Consider the following 18,318-nt stretch of genomic DNA (forward strand, 5'->3'; position numbering starts at 1 on the left):
AGCGCAACTGCGCGGACCATGCATGCGCAACAGTTAGTTGCAGGACCTTCTCCGTCACTGGCTGCTGTCACGCCTTCGCTGCGCAGCAGGCACAACGCACGATGCGCCTGCAAAAAACACCCTGTTTCGATGCGCGGCGCCAGCAGCAGCAGCGGCAAAGAGACGCAAGACCAACGCCCTACTGCGGAGTCAACACATCCGCAGAAACACACTGGGCGAAACCCTAACCCCGCCCCACACCAACCGCCTCACTCAACGCAAAAATCTGCCCAGCCTCGCGCCACTTCTCCCCCGGCGCACTGCCAGGCAACGGCTTTTGAAACCGCCACATCAGCTCTTCCCAGGCTTGAATCCGCGGATCGCTCGCATCCCGCGCCGCCTTGGCCGCCGGATCGTAATCGTCGCCAACTTCCATCAACATCACCAAGCGATCGCCGCTGCGAAAGATCTGCAGCTCCAGGATCCCCGCCTGCCGCAACGACGCCACCACTTCCGGCCACACCTGCGTCGGTTGATGCCAACGCTCGTACTCGGCGATCAACTGCGGGTCGTCGTGCAGATCCAGCACGTAGCACAGACGCCGCACACTCATGCGCCTGCCCCAGCAATCACCGGCGCAGCGCGACGCGCGCGCAACGCGAACAGCAGGATCACAGCAAAGCACCCACCCGGCACCACCATCGCCCAGTGGATACCGGCCATGTCCGACACCGCGCCCATCACCGCAGTGAGCAGCGCACCGCCGATGATCGACATCACCAACAGCGACGAACCCAGCTTGCGTGCGTCGTCGTGCATGCCATCCAGGCCCAGCGCAAAGATGGTCGGGAACATCACCGACATGAACACGCTCGCGGCGACCAATGCGTACAGGCCGGTCCAACCGGGCAGCGCAATCGCCACCGCACACAAGACCAGATTGATCGTGGCAAAACTCGCCAGCAACTTCGCCGGCGCCAGATAGCGCAACAGCGCGGTGCCGATGAAGCGGCCAGCCATGAACAGCACCAACGAGATGGTCAGATACGTCGCGGCGGTTTTTTCCGGCGTGCCCGGCACCGCGTCCTGCAGATAGCGGATCAGATAGCTCCAGATGCCGACCTGCGCGCCCACGTAGAAGAACTGCGCCACCACCGAAAACACAAATAGCCGGTTACGCAGCAACTCGCCGAAGCGCGCACGTTTGGGGGCCGCCTCGCCCACGCCCGCATCGCCGGTGGGAAAGCGCACCAGCGCGATCAGGATCGCCCACAGCACCACCACCACGCCGATCACCAGATACGGCGTCTGCACTGCAGACGATTCGGTGGCGAAGAACGCCGCGCGCGCGGCCGGCGCCATCGCGGCCAGCTCGGCCGGGGTGTGCTCCACGCCGGAGAAGATGAAGTGCTGGCCGACCAGCACGCCGGTGATCGAGCCCAATGGATTGAACGCCTGGGCAAGATTCAGGCGCCGCGCCGCGCCCTCTGCCGGGCCGAGCACGGTCACCAGCGGGTTGGCGGTGGTTTCCAGAAACGCCAGGCCGCTGGCGATCACGAACAGGGCCAGCAGGAACAGCCAGTAGGTATGCACCTGCGCAGCCGGATAGAACAGGAACGCGCCGCACGCATACAGCAGCAGGCCCAGCACCACCGCGGCCTTGTAGCTGTAGCGGCGCATGAACATCGCCGCCGGCATGGCGAACACGAAGTAGCCCAGATAGAACGCGCTCTGCACCAACCCTGCCTGCAGGTCGGTGAGCTCGAAGGCCTTCTTGAACTGCTTGATCAGGATGTCGTTGAGGTTGTTGGCCATGCCCCATAAAAAGAACAGGCTGACGATCAACAACAGGGGAACCATGGCGGTACGCGCCAGGTTGCCGCGCGGTGACGCGGCAATGTCACTGTGATGCATGCGACCGATCCCCTCCCAAGGCTGTGGCGCTTGCGTTGCTGTGCGGCGAGCGTACTGCGCACGCCAGCGCCATGCAAATATAAAATCTTTGTTTATATTTGCACGCAAGCGCCACACCTCACCCCTGCCCGCGATGCCTGTACCCTGGCGCGCCGCAGCCTTGCCTGGAGCCGCAAACGGATGAGCACCGAACCCGCCAAGTACCGCGCGCCTGCCCTGGACAAGGGGCTGGACATCCTGGAGCTGCTTGCCCGCCAGGCGCAGCCGATGAGCATGGGCGCGATCTCGCAGGGCATCGGCCGCTCGCGCGGGGAGATCTTCCGCATGCTGCAGGTGCTGGAGGAGCGCGGCTATCTCACCCGCGACGGCGAAGGCGACTACGTGCTGACCAATCGGTTGTTCATGCTCGGCATGCAGCAGCCGCAGGTGCAGAGCATCAGCGAAGCGGCGTTGCCGGTGATGCGGCGGCTGGCCGATGCGATCTATCAGCCCTGCCACCTGGTGGCGCCGTCCGGCGACCAGATCGTGGTGATCGCGCAGATGGACGTGCCCAGCGATCTGGGCCTGGTGGTACGCCCGGGCCATCGCCGTCCGCTGACGCATTCCAGCTCCGGGCTGGTGCTGTACGCCTTCCAGCAGCCGGAGGTGCAGGCACGCTGGCTGGACATGCTCGATGCCAGCGAGGTGCCGTTCGAACGCGCGCAGTTCATGGCTGCCGCCGCGCAGGCACGCGCCGATGGCTACGCCATGCAGCCCAGCGAAGCGGTGGTGGGCGTGGTCGATCTGACCGCGCCGATCCTGCAACGCGGCAGCGCCACCTACACGCTCACGGTGCCCTTCATCGAACGGCGCCCCGAGCTGGTCGGCCCACAAGCGGCGTTGCAGGCCTTGTGTGCGGCCACGGCGGAGATTTCCAGCGAGCTGCATTAGTCGCGCAGAAGCGGAGCGCCGCGCGTAACGCGCCTGCGCCCGGGCCGCCGCCGATCGCCCCTATACTCGGCGCGATCGACCAAGCGGGATCGCATGTCCAGCATCAAGTTCGGGATGTGGAGCACCATCCTGCTGCTCGGCAGCGCGCATGGCGTGCTTGGCGCCAGCCTGTTGCTGCTGGCCCCGGTCAATCGCATCGCCAACCGCTGCCTGGCCGCACTGCTGCTGGTGGTGGTCGCCCTGATCACGCCCTACACGCTCGGCTATGCCGGCGCCTACGATGCCTACCCGGGCCTGACCTACGCGCCATTGTTCTGGGAGCTGGCGATCGGGCCGCTGCTATGGCTCTACGTCCGCCAACTGGCGCGTCAGCACTTGCCGCCTCGTTGGGCGCTGCATCTGTTGCCGGCGCTGCTGCAAGGCGGTTACTACACGTGGCTGTTCACCTGGCCGCTGCAACGCAAATGGGCCTGGAACGCTGCCGTCCACGTGCCCTGGATCGCGCCGCTGCAGGACGCGCTGGTGCTGGCCTCGCTGGCGTTCTATCTGGTGCTGGCCTGGCGCGAATACCTGGCCTATCAACGCTGGCTGGAACATCACAGCGGCGCGCGCGAGGAACTGCGGCTGCCGTGGCTGCGCGGCTTTCTGCTGGCCGCCGCATTGCTGGTGCTGTTGCGGCTGGGCTTCACCGCCAGCGACCGGCTGTGGCATCGGCTGTCTTACGTCGATGAGTTTCCGCGCTATCTGGCGACCGCCGCACTGATCTACTACCTGGGTCTGGAAGGCTGGCGCCACGCCAGGGTGCACTACCCGCGGCGCGATGCGGTGTTGCCGCGCAATACGCCAGCAGACCAAGCAGGCGAACCGGCACCCGCTCCCGTCCAGGACAAGGACTGGCATGCGCTGGGGCAACAGGTGGCAGCGCAGGTCACCGCGCATGGCTGGTGGCGCGAGCCGGACCTCAGCCTGCCCGAGCTGGCGCGGCGCATGGGCACCAACAGCAATTATCTTTCGCGCGCGCTCAACGAGGGGCTGGGACAGACCTTCAGCACGTTCCTCAACATGCTGCGCATCGCCGAAGCGCAGCGCCTGCTGCGCGGCGATCAGGACATCCTCGACATCGCACTGGCGGTCGGCTTCGGCTCCAAGGCCAGCTTCAACCGCGTGTTTCGCGCCTGCGCCGGCTGCACGCCCAGCGACTACCGGCGCACGCAACGTCGCATCGCTTGAAAATCGCTCAGCGATTGCGTGTTTGAGTCGTCCGCCCAGGCACTCCTGACCATGCTGGCGGCTTCTCACCCAAGGAATCGCCATGTCACCGCGCCTGCGCCATCTCGTTATGTCGCTGATCCTGCTGTCGATCTGGTTACCGTGCATCGGCGGGGCCGCAACGCCGCCATCAACGCTGCGCAGCCACAGCCCGCTCGCAGGCCCGGCGCTGCTCGCCGATATCGATGTATTGCAACGCGCCTATGTCGCGCTGCATCCGGGTCTGTATCGCTACTCCACCGAACAGGAGATCACGCAGCGCTTCGATGCTTTGCGTGCCGAACTCGAAAACGGCGCAACGCTCGCGCAGACCTACCTGGCCATCTCTCGCCTGACCGCCAGCGTGCGCTGCGGCCATAGCTTCCCCAATTTTCTCAATCAACCCGAACCGGTCCGGCACGCCTTGTTCGACAACGACAGGCAGTTGCCCTTCCACTTCCGCTGGCTGCAGGGCCGGATGGTCATCAATCGCAACGGCTCCGATCAGCCCAGCCTGGTGCCCGGCACCGAAGTGCTGGCGATCGATGGCATTGCCTCGGCGCAGATCCTGGCCGCGCTGATGAGCGTGGCGCGCGCCGACGGCAGCAACGACGGCAAGCGTATCGCGCAGATGGAGGTGCAAGGATTCGCACGTATCGAAGCCTTCGACGTTTACCTGCCGCTGCTGTTTCCGCAACTTTCGGCTGACCCGTTGCTGCGCGTGCGCGGGCCAGGGGCGGCAAAAGAACGCGAGCTGCGCGTCCACGGCATCAGCGCAGCGCAACGCCGCGCGATGATCCCCATGCGCAGCGACGACAGTGCAGCGCCGCCATGGCGTCTGGACCTGGCAACACCCGGCGTGGCGGTGCTGCAGATGCCGACCTGGGCGGTGTACGACAGCGACTGGGACTGGCAGGCATTTTTGGCACGCAGCTTCGCCACATTGGCCGACCGCAAGATTCCGGCGTTGGTGATCGATCTACGCGGCAACGAGGGCGGGCTGGATGTGGGCAGCGCCTTGCTTGGGTATCTGCCCGCACGTGAGAGAGCGACGCCGCAGATACGCACGCTGGTGCGCTACCGGCGCTTGCCCGACGCGCTGGCGGCGTACGTCACCACCTGGGACGCGTCCTTTCGCGACTGGGGCACGCGTGCGGTTGCCTACGACGCGCGTTTTTACACGCTCAACCCTGCATCCGATGCAGATGCGCAAGACCGCACGACACCGCATGTGACGCCCTTCGACGGCAAGGTGTTCGTGCTGATCGGCCCTGAAAACAGCTCGGCCACCTTCGCATTCGCGCAGCGAGTGCAGCGCAGCGGGTTGGCCACCTTGGTCGGCCAACCCACCGGTGGCAACCTGCGCGGCACCAATGGCAGCGCATTCTTTTTTCTGCACTTGCCCAACTCGCAGATCGAAGTGGACCTGCCGCTGGTCGGACAGTTTCCAACCAGCGCACAACCCGATAGCGGCGTATTGCCCGACGTGCCGGTAACCATCACCGCGGAAGATCTGCAACACGGCAGGGATGTCGAAATGGACGCCGTCAGCACCTTGCTGCACACGCCTTAAGCGCAGGCGCAGGTACACCGCAGCGCTCTCGCATAGCCACGGCTATAAAGATCAGACCGACCTTCGCGTGCAGTGCAGGCACACCGAACGCGGCCATGCGTTGGTACACTGCGCGCCCCTTGGGGAGTAGCCTGCTTCTGCATCGTCGGAAGCGCCTGCATCAACATACTCGGCCCTCGCGCCGTGGTGCAGGCAACCAATTTCGGTTTGGCGAGACCAGCGGCATGCGTGCACAACAACGGTTGGCGCGGGCGCATGTCGTTGCGATCGTGCCCAACCCGAGAATGTCGATGTCCCCTTTTTCCATTGTGTTGATCGGTTTCGCAATGTCGACCGATGCGTTTGCCGCAGCGATCGGCAAGGGCGCAGCGATGCGCAAGCCGCAGTGGCGCGATGCGCTACGCGCCGGGTTGATCTTCGGTTGCATCGAGGCGATCACCCCGGTGATCGGCTGGCTGCTGGGGCGTGCCGCCTCCAGCTATGTGTCCGCCTACGATCACTGGATCGCCTTTGTACTGCTCGGCGCATTGGGCACGCACATGATCGTGGCCGGGCTGCGCCAGGAACCGGACGATGTGGACGAGGCGTCTTCCGATACGCCGAAACGGCATGGGTTGCTGGCCTTGGCCACCACCGGTTTTGCCACCAGCATCGATGCGATGGCGGTCGGTGTAAGCCTGGCGTTTCTCGACGTGCATATCGGCGTGGTGGCGGTGGTGGTCGGGCTGTGCACCTTCAGCATGGTCACCGCAGGCGTCATGCTCGGCCGCGTGCTTGGCAACCTGATCGGCAAACGCGCCGAGATTCTCGGTGGTTTGATTCTGGTAATTGTCGGCAGCGTCATCCTGTACGAACACCTGAGCGGCGCTGCGTAAGCGCACGGCTGTTCCCGGTAGGAGCGCACCGGGGCGCGACGAGGCGTTATCGGTAATGCCTCGCGCGCCCGGGTGCGCTCCTACGCTGCATGGCATTGCGCTCCGCGCGCGATAGGCATCATGGGACTTTTACTCGATGCCGCGTGCAGTCCTGCATGTCGCGGTGATGGCAGAGATGCACCCCTCAGCGCTTTTTCGCATCGTGATGCGCGCTCAAGAACGCACGTAACGACGCCGGCTTCACCGGCTTGGTCAGCAACCGATAGCCACGCGCACGCGCGAGTTGCTTGAGTTCGTCGCGGCCGTCGGCAGTGAGCAGTGCGCCGGCGATCGGCGCAGTTGCGGCGGCCTGCACCGCGTCCAGCGTGTCCAGGCCATCGAGCCGGTCGTGCAGGTGGTAATCCACCAGCATCAGGTCCGGTTGTTCGCGCGCGCGCTCCAGCGCCTGGTCCACGGTGCTGGCGGTGATCACTTCCACTTGCCAGCGGCCGAGCAGTGCGCACATGCCGTCGAGAATTTCGCGGTCGTTGTCCACGCACAGCACGCGCAGGCCCGCCAACGAATCGCCGCTAGGCAACGGCCGCACCGCAATCACCGGCACCACGGGCGGCAGCGGCACCGCGGCCGCGCGCGGCAACAGGATCGAAAACATGCTGCCGCGGCCGACCTGGCTGCGCGCACTCAGATCGTGATCGAGCAAACGCGAGATGCGTTGGCAGATCGACAGACCCAAGCCCAAGCCCTGCTCGCCCCAGTCGAACGGCTGCTGATAGCGGCGGAACTCTTCGAAGATCTGTCGCATATGGTGTTCGGGAATGCCGGGACCGGTATCCCACACCTGCAATTCCACCTGCTCGCCGCGCCCGCGCATGCCCAGCACGATGCGGCCTTGACGCGTATAGCGCAGCGCATTGGCGAGGAAGTTCTGCATCACCCGGCGCAGCAGGCGGCGGTCGCTGCGCACCCACAGTGCGCGGCTATGCACCTGCAACTGCAGGCCGCGGCTGGCCGCCACTGGTGCGTACTGCGCGGCCAGCTCGTGCATCAGCGCACTGGCATCGAAGTCCTCTACGGTGGGCCGCAAGCCGCCGGCATCCAGCCGCGAGACGTCGAGCAGGCCATCGAGCAGTTCCTCGGCCGCACGCAGCGAGGCATCCACACGCTCGGCCAGATGGCGTTGTTCTTCGTTGTTCTGATGGCTCTCGCGCAAGGCCGAGGCGAACAGGCGCGCGGCATTGAGCGGCTGCAACACGTCGTGGCTGATCGCGGCCAGAAAGCGCGTCTTGGATTGCTGCGCCAGCTCAGCCTCGCGCGAACGATCGGCCACGCGTTGTTCCAGGTTTTCGTTGGCGTCCAGCAGCGCGCGCTCGGCGCGTTTGTAGTCGGTGATGTCGTTGTAGCTGGTGACATAGCCGCCGCCCGGCAGCGCCTGGCCGCGCATTTCGATCACCTTGCCGTCGCTGCGGGTGCGCTCGAACACATGCGGTGAGCCGGCGCGCATATGGCGGATGCGGCGATCGATCTGGTCTTCGGTATCGCCCTCGCCCAACTCACCGCGCTCGGCGTTGTAGCGGATCAGATCGGCCACCGGGCGGCCGACGTACAACATGCCGTCCGGATACCCTAACAGCTGCTGGTAGCGGCGATTCCACGCGGTCAGACGCATTTCGGGGTCGACCACGCTGACCGCCGCGCTGATGTTTTCCAGCGTGGTGGAGAGGATTTCGCGATTGAAACGCAGCTCCTGGCCGGCTTCGTCCAGCACCGCCACCACTTCGCCCAGCTCCATGCCCGAGCCGCGCAACAGGCTGGTCAGCACCAGGCGCGCGGAGGCGGCGCCGATCGAGGCGGCGAGCAGGCGCTCGGTAAATTGCACCCAGGCGCGATCGGCCACCACGGTGGGTTGCAGTTCGCGTTCCAGCAGCACCGCCTGGTCGACGAAGGCGCGATGCGCATGCCGTTCGCCCACCACACGCTCGGCCAGCGCCTGCAGGTCGGCAACGCGTACATGGCCTGGCCAATCGCCGGCCACCGCCGGACGCTGCGCATACGGGTCCAGGAACGGCGCCGCGCGCAAGCGTTCGTCCACACCCGGACGCCAGCGCGCCGACACCAGCATCATCGCGCCGACGTTGATCAGCAGCGACCAGAACGTGCCATGCGCCAGCGGGTCCCAGCCACGCATGCCGAACAGTTGCTGCGGCTGCAGCCAGGCGATGCCGAACGGGCCGTCCACCAGCCACTCCGGCTGCAGCCAGCCCGCACGCGTGGCGGCCGGCAGCAGCAGTGTGTAGATCCAGGTCGCAAAGCCCAGCACCATGCCGGTCTCCACGCCCTTGCGGCTGGCGCCGCGCCAGTACAGCCCGCCGATTACGCCCGGCGCGAACTGCGCCACCGCCGCGAAGGCCATCAAGCCGTAGGCCGCCAAGGTGGTGTCGTTGGCCACGCTGCGGTGATAGCCATAGGCAACCAGCGCCAACAGCAGGATGGCGACGCGACGGATCCACAGCACCCGCGAGGCCACTGCCGCGCGCGCATCGGCGCTGCCACGGCGGCGCAGCAGCACCGGCATCACCAGGTCGTTGCTGACCATGGTGGCCAGCGCGATACTGGCCACGATCACCATGCCGGTAGCCGCCGAAAACCCGCCCACGTACGCCACCAACGCCAGCACGGTATTGCCCTGGCTCAGCGGCAATGCCAGCACCATCGCATCGTCGGCCACCGCGCTGCCCTTGCCGAACAAGGCCACGCCGGCCGAGGCGATCGGCACCACCATCGCCGAGATGATCACCAGATAGGCGCCGAACAACCAGCGTGCGCGACGGATGTCGCCCACATCGCTGCATTCCACCACCGCCACATGGAACTGGCGCGGCAGGCAGATCACCGCCAGAAAGCTGAGCAAGGTTTGCGAAATGAACCCCACCGACGGCGTGTGTTCGAACAAGGTACGCGCCGACTCGGCGATGGGCACCTGGTGGTCGCTCAGCCACACCCAGGCGAACAACCCCACTGCGACGATGGCGATCAACTTGATCACCGACTCCAGCGCGATCGCCAGCATCATGCCGCGATGGTGCTCGGTGGCATCGACCTGGCGGGTGCCGAACAAGGTCGCAAACAACGCCATCAACAGCGCCACGTACAAGGCCGGGTCGGCGAAGATGCCGCGCCCGGCACTGCTATGCCCGGTCAGCACTTCCAGGCTCATCGCCACCGCTTTGTACTGCAGCGCCAGATACGGAACGATGCCAACCAGCGCGATCACTGCCACCAACGCGGCCAGCCGCCGCGAGCGGCCGTAGCGCGAGGAAATGAAATCGGCGATGGAGACGGTATTTTCAGCGCGGGCGATCAGCGCTAGCCGCTCAATGATGCGCCAGCCGAACAGCAGCAACAGCAGCGGACCCAGGTAGATCGGCAGGTAACCGATGCCGTTGCGCACCGCCGAACCCACCGCACCGTAGAAGGTCCACGACGAGCAGTACACCGCCAGCGCCAGGCTGTAGACCGCGGGACGCAGCCACGGCCGCTCCGGGTACAGCGGACGGCGGTCGCCCCACCACGCCACGCCAAACAGCAGCGCGGCATAGCCGACGGAGACCAGCAGCAGGATCCAGCTTGATACCAAGGGGCGTTCCTAGGCGGTGCGGTGCGAGCCTGGGAGTTTACGCAGTGGGGATTGGGGATTGGGGGTTTCGCTGCAGGGCGGCTGATCTGCGGCTTGGCTGTAGGGCCCTTGCCCGCCCACCATCGCGGGACACGCCGCAAGTACGTCCATGTAGGCTCTTACGCGGCATCCATGCCGCGTAAGGTCCCGCGACGGTGGGCGGGCAAGGGCCAGTGGAGATGGCCGGTGTGCATGGTTGCAAGCAGTGCGTGACGTGCGTTGTTTGGATAACGGCGCGTCCGATCAGCTTCTCACTGCAGGCAGAGCAATAGGCAGGCTTTCAACAAAGCAACCTATAAACTTTCTGGTGCGGTGCCCTTACCGATTGCGGGACCGTGTGGCGGCATGGATGCCGCCACCGAGCCTACATGGACGTACTTGCGGCGTGTCCCGCAAGCGGTGAGGACACCGCGCCCTCGACCACCCAGGCGTTTGACTGCATCCAACAGCAGGCGGCGCTAATAAAACCACGCCGCTCACACCCTACGCGAGCGTTCGCTACGTTTTGCTAGCCGCTCCTAGCCAGGCAGGCGCACCTGCACCTGATACGTGCGCCCGGCGACGATGCCGTGCACGCGCTGGTCCGGGCAGGGAGCGCCATCCACTTCAACTTCGACCTGCATGCGCCCCGGCTCACGCGTCAGCGTCACCTCGAACTGCGCGCCACGGAACTGGCGCTTCACCTGGGCGTGCGGCCAGTGCGAAGGTAGCTGCGGGCGGATCGCCAGTGCGTCGCCCTCACCGACCAGGCCGAACAAACCTTCCAGCACGCAGCGATACACCCAGGCCACCGTGCCGGTGTTGAACAACTGGCTCGAACGCCCGGCCGTGCGCGGGTACTGGTGCCAGGCACCGCGGTAATAGTTGGGCAGCGACACCGGCAGGTGGCCGCGTTGCAGCGCATCCTCGCGCGTGGGGCCGGGCAACATCGCGCGCAGAATCTCCCACGCGCGATCGGCCTCGCCGATCTGGTACAGGCTATAGAGATAGAACGCGACCGCGTGGTTGTAGACCGCGCCGTTCTCCGCCGCGCCCGGCCACTTCTGCGTCAAGCGGCCTACGTCGTCGCGCATCTGCGTATAGGCCGGCGCCAGCATCATCGGCCCGTACGGCGTGTGCAGTTGTTCGCGCACCGCGTCCAGCAACGCCTCGCGCTGCGCCGTATCGGCAGTGCCGGCCAGCAGCGCAAAGCTTTGCGGATTGAGATAGATGCGCCCCTCTACATCCTCGGCGATACCGAAGCGCACACCATCGTCGGTGATGCCGCGTGCGTACCAGTTGCCGTCCCATAATTCGCGATTGGCATCGGCGTTGACCGTCTGCACTGCCTGCGAAAATGTCTCCGCCTGCGCGGTGCGCCCCTGCGCGGCGCAGATGCCCGACCACGACCGCAACGCATACGCGGTGGCCACCGTGAGCCAGCCGGACACACCCTTGCCGCGCCAGCCGACCATGTTCATCGGGTCGCACCAATCGCCCTGCGCGATGAAACTCAAACCCCGCCCATCGCGGGCATCCAGCAACCACTGCATCGCCGCATCCAGGCGCTCGGCCACGCTGAGCGCGTGTCCGTCATGCGTGCGCACCATTTCATCGAGCACGCTGGCATCGCCGGTTTCGGCCAGATACGCGCTCAGGAAGATCGGCAACCACACGCAGTGATCGGTATGCGGCACCTGGTTGATGTATTTCAGCTCGGCACCCTCCACCAGCAGGATGCCGTCCGGCATCGCCCCGCTGGGTTCCTGCTGCGAGAGCGCGTGCAACAACGCCGCACGCGCGGTGGCCGGCTGCAGATACGCCATGCCCATGTGGTCCTGCAGATAGTTGCGCGTCTGTGGATCGGTGGTCAGGCGATTGACGTCGCCGTGGTAGAACACCTGCCGCGGTAACCAGTGATTGACCAGGTTGTCCAGCGCCGGATCGGGCGTTGCGATCTGCACGCAGCCCTGCCCGCCTTGCAGATACTGCGCGTAGTCGCGCGCAGCTGAGGCAAAGCCCGCTTCGGACAGATAACGCGCGCGCAGCGCGGCGATTTCCGCATCGTCCTTGGCCGGCCCGAATGCGAAGCGATACACGCTTGCCGCATCGGCTTTCAGCGTCAGCCGATACTGCAACGCAGCTGCCGGGTTCTCGTAGTGCGCGTCGCTGTTGCCCAGCTGCTCGGCCTGGATTGCCGAGGGCGCATGCAGACCGCCCTCGCCTTCGAATGCCATCTGCTGCGCGTCCCAGGCCACCGGGGGCTGCTCGTGCAGCAGGAAGGTGCAGTCCTTGAAATCGCGTTGGCGAAAGTAATCGTCCACCTTCTGATACGGCGCCACGCTGCGGCAGACGATGCCGCCCAGTGCCGGCTCATAAGCGCCGCTCTGATGCATCCACGACATGTAACCGATCGGGAAATACGGATACAGGCTCAGCCTGCGCGTGCGCCCGGACAGGTTGTGCACGCGGCATTCCCACAACTCCACCGCATCGTCGGTGGGCAACGCCACGCACAGCTCCACCACGATGCCATCGTGACGCACACGCCAACGCACATCGTGCTTGCCGGCAGAAAACTCGAACTGCTCCGGCGACGCGCGCACCGGTTCGTGCGGCACCGAATACAGCGCGCCGGTCTCTTCGTCCTTGAGGTAGAAGAAGCGCCCGGGGTGATGCGCGTAGTACGGTTGCTCGGGCATCATGAAATTGCGCGCTTCCAGCAGCGGCGCATGCGCATATTTAGCCGGCTCCGGTTGCATGAACTGCCCGGTAGCGTAGCCGCGGCAGGTCAGCTGCAGCATCATGCGGCGATTCCACAAAAACCCGCCCGCGTTCGGCATCGCGGTGGGGCTGTAGAGCGCATAACGCGCGCCGTCGGCGCTGGGTGCCATCAACGTGGAAAGATCTTCGGCGTTGGAGGTTGTCTCGGACTCGTTAATGGACGTTGCAGACACGGTCAGCGGTGCTCCTGTTCATCGCGCTTGCGCGCGGCCAGTTCGTGCTGGATGCGACTCAACAAGCCATCATCGAGCGGATAGAAACGCATGGTCCAGGCCGCCAGCAACGCGACCGCGCCGGGGATCACTGTCAGCAGCAGGACGATGCCGGTCAGCGAGCCGGCAGACTGCGCGCTATTGGCCACATAGCCCATGCCGGCCAGCACCCAGGCGATGCCGGCAGAGGCCAGTGCACCGCCGAGCTTTTGCGAAAACGTGGCTGCCGCGAATGTCATCGCGGTGGCGCGGCGGCCGGTGCGCCATTCGGTGTAATCGGCGGTGTCGGCATACATCGAGAATGCCAGCGGCGATTTGGGCCCCAGCGCCAGACCGATCAACATGTTCAGCGCAAAGATCGCCCACACCGCATCGGCGGGAATGAAAAACATCAGGCAACTCAACACGCCAACGACCGCCATCAGCGTGGTCATCAGCCGGCGTTTGTCCCAGTGCCGGGTCAGCAACGGGGTGATGCCCGCACCCACCGCCAACGCAACCGAATACCCGCCCAGAAACAGCCCGGTCAACTCCGGCCGCTGCACTTAGTACTTGAGGTAATACACGCCGGCACCACCACGCATGACAATGGTGATCATGATGATCAGCGACAGCACGAACAGCACGCACCACGGCTTGTTCTGCAGCAAATCGGCAATGTCCTGGCGCACCGGCGTGCGTTGTTGCGGCGGCGGTTGCACGCGCTCGCGCGTGGTCAAGGCCACGGTGACGAACAAGGCCACCGCCACCGCGCCGTACAGCATCATCGTGCGTTGCCATCCCAGCGCATCGTTGCCGGCACCGAACCAGGCCACCAGATCCAGCGTGCAGTAATTGACCAAGGTGGTGCCGGCGAACGCGGCAATGAAGCGCAGGCTGATCAGACTGGTGCGTTGGCTGCTGTCGGCGGTGATCACGCCCGACAACGCCGAGTACGGAATGCTCACCACCGTATAGGCCAGCATCATCACCAGAAAGCTGATCGTGGCCCACCACATGCGGCCGTTCTGATCCAGCGCAGGCGTGGTGTAGGCGAGCACGCCGGTCACCGCCATCGGCACTGCGCCCCACAACAGATACGGGCGGAATTTGCCCCAGCGGCTGCGCGTGCGGTCGGCCAATGCGCCCATCGCCGGATCGGCGATCGCATCGGCAATCTTGGTCAGCAAAATCATGGTGCCCACTGCCGCCGCCGGCAGATGCATTGTGTCTGTATAGAAAATCAGCAAGAACGCGGAGATGTTGGCCCAGTAAAGATTCAGGCCCAGATCGCCGCCGCCGTAGCCCAGTTTTTCGCGCCAGCGCAGGCGCGCCGATGCAGGAGACGTTGCAGGTGATGACGTCATCGGCTGGCCTTGGAGTGCGTTGAACCCGGCCGAGCGCGCCGTTACGCTGGGCGGCCCGCTCACCTGGCGAGGAGCGCCGACGCTACACCACGCATCGGCTGCCGCCAACGTGGAATCCGGCAACATGCCGAATCGATCCGGAGATATAACCTGACGTGATGGACACCGCCGCAACCCACACACCCGCGTCCGCTTCGCCCCTGGCCATCGTCGTCATGGGTGTTTCGGGCAGCGGCAAGACCACCATTGCGCAGGCCCTGGCAGCGCACTATGGCTATCGTTTTCTGGACGCAGACGACTATCACAGCGTAGCCGCACGTGCGCAGATGGCCACCGGCCAACCGCTCACCGATGCAATGCGTTTGCCGTGGGTGGAGTTGCTGTCGGCCACCTTGCGCGACTGTGTGCATGCCGGCGAATCGGTGGTGCTGGCGTTCTCGGGTTTGCGCGGTACCCACCGCCAATTGCTGCGCCGCAGCGGCGTGCCGATGCGCTTTGTGTTCCTGCATGCGGCCCCGCACGTCATCGCTGCGCGCCTGAGCGCACGTGCCGGCCACTTCATGCCGCCCAGTCTGCTGGAGAGTCAATTGCAGACCTTGGAATTGCCATTGGACGAAGCGGACGTGGTGTCGGTGGATGTGGACGCCACGGTGCCGGAGGTGGTGCAGGATGCGATCGCGCAGCTGGCGCTGATCGCTCCTGATGCACTGCAGAAAGCTGCGCATTCGCCTCAAAGTGCATGACGCGCTAGGTAACGCAGCCGCACCTAGCTGTTCCCTTCTCCCCCCGGGAGAAGGTGCCCCGAAGGGGCGGATGAGGGTACGAGCGAAGCCTCGCACTCCAAACTCCTGTGTGCCTTCGCCACCGTACCCTCACCCCAACCCCGCTCCGCGCCCGCGTTTGCGGCGCGGGCGCTCCAAGGCACGCGCGCCGGTGGCGCGCAAACCGTGCCTTCTCGCCCCGAGGGGAGAGGGGCTTTAGTTCAGCACAGTGATCCACCTCACAAGGTGGCGCAAAATTTCCTGGTTACTTTTTGAAGACCGCTGTTCTGTATGGAAATACCAACCGCCTCGACGAATCATTTCCCCTATCGCAGCACGTGCAAATAGTGATGAATCATCACCATTTGTGCGAATAACGAACACGGTGAACGCAATTTTTTCAAGCTGGTGCTACCAGATGCAAACAGACCCGACCGTTGCGTGAATGCGGCGGCGCGCCTGTGTTGCACGGTCACCACAATCGGCCATCTTCAGTCGGCAGATCCGGGGGGATCCAGCGCTTCCTTCCATCAATGGACATGCCGTGATGACCAACTCTATTCGCCGCTTGCGATTTTGCAGTTTGACGCTCGTTCCCTGCCTGCTTGCCAGCGCAGTGGCTTTCGCCCAGCCCCGCCCCGCAACCGCACAACAGCCGGTGTCGTCCCTGGATACCCAGGCGTTCGCCCGCTCCGGCCAGGTCTGGCGCAGCTTCGGCAACGACCTTCCGTTCGCAAGCCCCAGCAGCTGGCCCATCGCCGGTGGCGGCTACTTCAACTCGCGCTTCGCGCCGGGCGAGTGGAAGATCAATCGCACCACCGCCAAGACCCTCAAGCCGGCGTGGACCTTGACCACCACCGGCGACATCTCGGCCACCCCGAGCGTGGAAGGTGGAACGCTCTATGTCCCCGACTGGGGCGGCACGCTGTATAGCGTGGACACCCAGACCGGCAAGCCGAACTGGCAGGCCAAGTTGTCCGACTACACCGGCAAGAGCACCTCGCTCTCGCGCACCACCCCAGCCATTACCCCCAAGAGCATCATCCTGGGCGACATGTCCGGCGGCACCGTGCTGGCCTTGGACAAGAAGACTGGCAAGTTGCTGTGGAAGAGCGAGGTGGAAACCAATCCGCAGGCACAGATCACCTCGTCCCCGGTGGTATACGGCAACCGCATATACCTGGGCGTGTCGTCCAGGGACTACGAAAGTCTTGATCCGACGCATCGGTTCTCGTTCCGCGGTAGCGTGGTGGCACTGGATCTGAACACCGGCAAGAAGGTCTGGCAGTTCTACAACGCGCCCGAGGGCTACACCGGCGCATCGACGTGGGGCCAGGTCGCCATCGATCCCATCGCACGCCGCCTGTATTTCGGTACCGGTAACAACTACAACATTCCGCAAAGCGTGGGCAACTGCGTCTCCAATGCGCGCTCTTACCGGGGCAGCGCGCTCACCGTGCAGGACGAGCTCGATTGCATGGCGCCGGATAACTACGTCGACTCGGTGATCTCGCTGAACCTGGACACCGGCAAGCTGGTCTGGGCCAATCGCGCGCAGGGCTACGACGCATGGAATCTGTCCTGCATCGTCGCGCCTACCAATGGCCTGTGCCCCAACACCCAGGCAACCAACCTCACCGGTCCCGATTACGACTTCGGCGGTGCCGGCGTGCAGCTGTTCACCGTGTGGCGCGACGGCAAGCCGCAGCAGTTGATCGGCGCCGGGCAGAAGAGCGGCATCTACTGGGCCTTCGACGCCAAGACCGGCGCCAAGGTGTGGTCGACCCAGGTCGGCCCCGGCGGCACCACCGGCGGCGTCGAATGGGGCACCGCGTTCGACCCGTACAAGTCGCAGGTCTATGTGGCCATCAACAACAGCTCCAATGCCAGCTACACGCTGGGGCCGGCCAATACCGAACGTCACAATGGCGGTTCGTGGGCGGCGCTGGATGCAGCGACCGGCAAGATCAAGTGGCAGGTCAAGGTGCCCGGCATCAACCGCGTGAACCCGACCGTGCCAGCCGGCGGCCAGGGCTCGCTGACCGTCTCGCCGAACCTGCTCTATGCCGGTTCGATGGCCGGCAACATGGTCGCGCTCGACACCGACACCGGCGCCACGCTGTGGAACTACGACGCTGCCGGCTCGGTGATCAGCTCGCCCGCGATTGCGAACGGCGCGCTTTACTGGGGCGCCGGCTACGGCCGCTTCAACTTCGGCACCGCTGCAACCAGCAACCAGCTGATCAAGTTCGTACCGGACAGCAGCGCGGCCAAGTAAGCATCAACACACGTGAATTGCGTTGAATGACGCCTAGTCACGGCAGAACAACGGCGCCACCTCCGGGTGGCGTCGTTGTATGTGGCTGGAACACGCCGCTACAGCCGCGTGACCTGACATAAGCGGATCTGCCCCGCTTCCAGTCCATGCGCCTCCGCTGCACGACGGCGCAAGGCGCAGACCAACCCGGCGGCATCCAGCACGCCATCGGCAGGCACCTCCACGCTGTGGGCCAGTTGCCCCCACAGCACCGGCCGACCGTCGCAATAGCCCTCGTAGTCGGCGAAATAATGCAGCTGCCGCAGCTCAGGTACCGACGTGGACATCGCCCTGGATCTCCGTGCAGCCCAGATGTTCGAGCGCGATTTCCAATCCCAGCAGATAGCTCTGCGCACAGTAGCCGCGTACCGTCGCAATGCGTTGCCCGAACCCTTCCGGCAGGCATCGCTCCGGCCGGTCCACGCTATCGTCGTGGGCCTCCACAAACGGATATGGCAACGCGCTGAGAACGCGATGCAAGCGCACGCTGTCCACGCAGCTACCCGGATCGATCAACGCGATTTCCATCCGCGCCTGACCGGCCACACGCAAGGCATCCAGCAACTCCTGCCCCGATCCGCAGGCACGCAGTGCCACCGTCTTGCCCGCATCCCCCGCGCACGCCACCAATTGCCGGATCACGGCACGCGGCAACGGCTGCGGACCACGCACCAGCGGCAACGATGCCTCGGGCCCACGCACGATCACGATCGACATGTCGGTCTCC

12 protein-coding genes, 1 pseudogene and 1 riboswitch are annotated in these 18,318 nt (G+C 65.1%); of the genes and pseudogenes, 6 read left to right on the plus strand and 7 right to left on the minus strand.

Annotated elements, in window-relative coordinates; translation table 11 throughout:
- Positions 1-223: 223 nt before the first annotated feature.
- Together XcyCFBP4188_RS10460 and fucP are read right to left on the minus strand one after the other, a co-directional pair.
- Positions 224-592 carry an L-fucose mutarotase gene (locus tag XcyCFBP4188_RS10460; protein ID WP_104592066.1) on the minus strand — a complete coding sequence of 123 codons (369 nt, stop codon included), beginning with the start codon at positions 590-592 and terminating at the stop codon, positions 224-226.
- Positions 589-1,893 carry an L-fucose:H+ symporter permease gene (fucP, locus tag XcyCFBP4188_RS10465; RefSeq protein WP_104592067.1) on the minus strand — a complete coding sequence of 435 codons (1,305 nt, stop codon included), beginning with the start codon at positions 1,891-1,893 and terminating at the stop codon, positions 589-591. The genes XcyCFBP4188_RS10460 and fucP overlap by 4 nt, the downstream gene beginning before the upstream one ends.
- A gap of 180 nt (positions 1,894-2,073) precedes the next feature.
- Between fucP and XcyCFBP4188_RS10470 the strand changes: the two genes are divergently transcribed.
- The 4 genes from XcyCFBP4188_RS10470 to XcyCFBP4188_RS10485 all read left to right on the plus strand — a co-directional run bounded on the left by XcyCFBP4188_RS10470 (position 2,074) and on the right by XcyCFBP4188_RS10485 (position 6,519).
- Entirely contained in the window at positions 2,074-2,823 is a 750-nt protein-coding gene (locus XcyCFBP4188_RS10470; protein ID WP_104592068.1) for an IclR family transcriptional regulator, read from the plus strand.
- Between the two features lie 114 nt (positions 2,824-2,937).
- The gene (locus XcyCFBP4188_RS10475; RefSeq protein WP_043909995.1) at positions 2,938-4,053 is read left to right on the plus strand and encodes a helix-turn-helix domain-containing protein; all 1,116 of its coding nucleotides are present in this window, start codon (positions 2,938-2,940) and stop codon (positions 4,051-4,053) included.
- Positions 4,054-4,162: 109 nt separating this feature from the next.
- Entirely contained in the window at positions 4,163-5,644 is a 1,482-nt protein-coding gene (locus XcyCFBP4188_RS10480) for a S41 family peptidase (protein ID WP_428977238.1), read from the plus strand.
- Between the two features lie 115 nt (positions 5,645-5,759).
- Positions 5,760-5,922: riboswitch (yybP-ykoY riboswitch) on the plus strand.
- Positions 5,923-5,934: 12 nt separating this feature from the next.
- Positions 5,935-6,519 (plus strand): manganese efflux pump MntP, encoded by a 585-nt coding sequence (locus XcyCFBP4188_RS10485; RefSeq protein ID WP_043909993.1) that lies wholly within the window; start codon positions 5,935-5,937, stop codon positions 6,517-6,519.
- A 184-nt stretch (positions 6,520-6,703) separates the two neighbouring features.
- Here the strand turns inward: XcyCFBP4188_RS10485 and XcyCFBP4188_RS10490 are convergent, their stop codons facing one another.
- The 3 genes and pseudogenes from XcyCFBP4188_RS10490 to XcyCFBP4188_RS10505 all read right to left on the minus strand — a co-directional run bounded on the left by XcyCFBP4188_RS10490 (position 6,704) and on the right by XcyCFBP4188_RS10505 (position 14,513).
- Positions 6,704-10,153, minus strand: a complete 3,450-nt coding sequence (locus tag XcyCFBP4188_RS10490; RefSeq protein ID WP_104592069.1) for a hybrid sensor histidine kinase/response regulator — start codon at positions 10,151-10,153, stop codon at positions 6,704-6,706.
- Between the two features lie 557 nt (positions 10,154-10,710).
- Entirely contained in the window at positions 10,711-13,065 is a 2,355-nt protein-coding gene (locus tag XcyCFBP4188_RS10500) for a GH36-type glycosyl hydrolase domain-containing protein (RefSeq protein WP_104592070.1), read from the minus strand.
- 65 nt (positions 13,066-13,130) lie between these two features.
- A pseudogene (locus XcyCFBP4188_RS10505) lies at positions 13,131-14,513 on the minus strand (MFS transporter).
- A gap of 158 nt (positions 14,514-14,671) precedes the next feature.
- On the opposite strand from XcyCFBP4188_RS10505, the gene XcyCFBP4188_RS10510 reads away from it, so the two are divergent.
- A complete protein-coding gene (locus XcyCFBP4188_RS10510; RefSeq protein ID WP_006449108.1) occupies positions 14,672-15,256 on the plus strand; it encodes a gluconokinase in 585 nt (194 codons plus the stop codon).
- A 565-nt stretch (positions 15,257-15,821) separates the two neighbouring features.
- Positions 15,822-17,552: an outer membrane protein assembly factor BamB family protein gene (locus XcyCFBP4188_RS10515; protein ID WP_006449107.1), complete on the plus strand. Its 1,731-nt coding sequence runs from the start codon at positions 15,822-15,824 to the stop codon at positions 17,550-17,552.
- A 98-nt stretch (positions 17,553-17,650) separates the two neighbouring features.
- Here XcyCFBP4188_RS10515 and XcyCFBP4188_RS10520 read toward each other — a convergent pair whose 3' ends face one another.
- Positions 17,651-17,878 carry a hypothetical protein gene (locus XcyCFBP4188_RS10520; RefSeq protein ID WP_006449106.1) on the minus strand — a complete coding sequence of 76 codons (228 nt, stop codon included), beginning with the start codon at positions 17,876-17,878 and terminating at the stop codon, positions 17,651-17,653.
- The gene (locus tag XcyCFBP4188_RS10525; protein ID WP_043907495.1) at positions 17,859-18,308 is read right to left on the minus strand and encodes a 3-dehydroquinate dehydratase; all 450 of its coding nucleotides are present in this window, start codon (positions 18,306-18,308) and stop codon (positions 17,859-17,861) included. The genes XcyCFBP4188_RS10520 and XcyCFBP4188_RS10525 overlap by 20 nt, the downstream gene beginning before the upstream one ends.
- Positions 18,309-18,318: the final 10 nt, after the last annotated feature.

Origin of the sequence: Xanthomonas hortorum pv. cynarae, from assembly GCF_002939985.1 — a bacterium.
Taxonomy (GTDB): Bacteria; Pseudomonadota; Gammaproteobacteria; order Xanthomonadales; family Xanthomonadaceae; genus Xanthomonas; species Xanthomonas hortorum_D.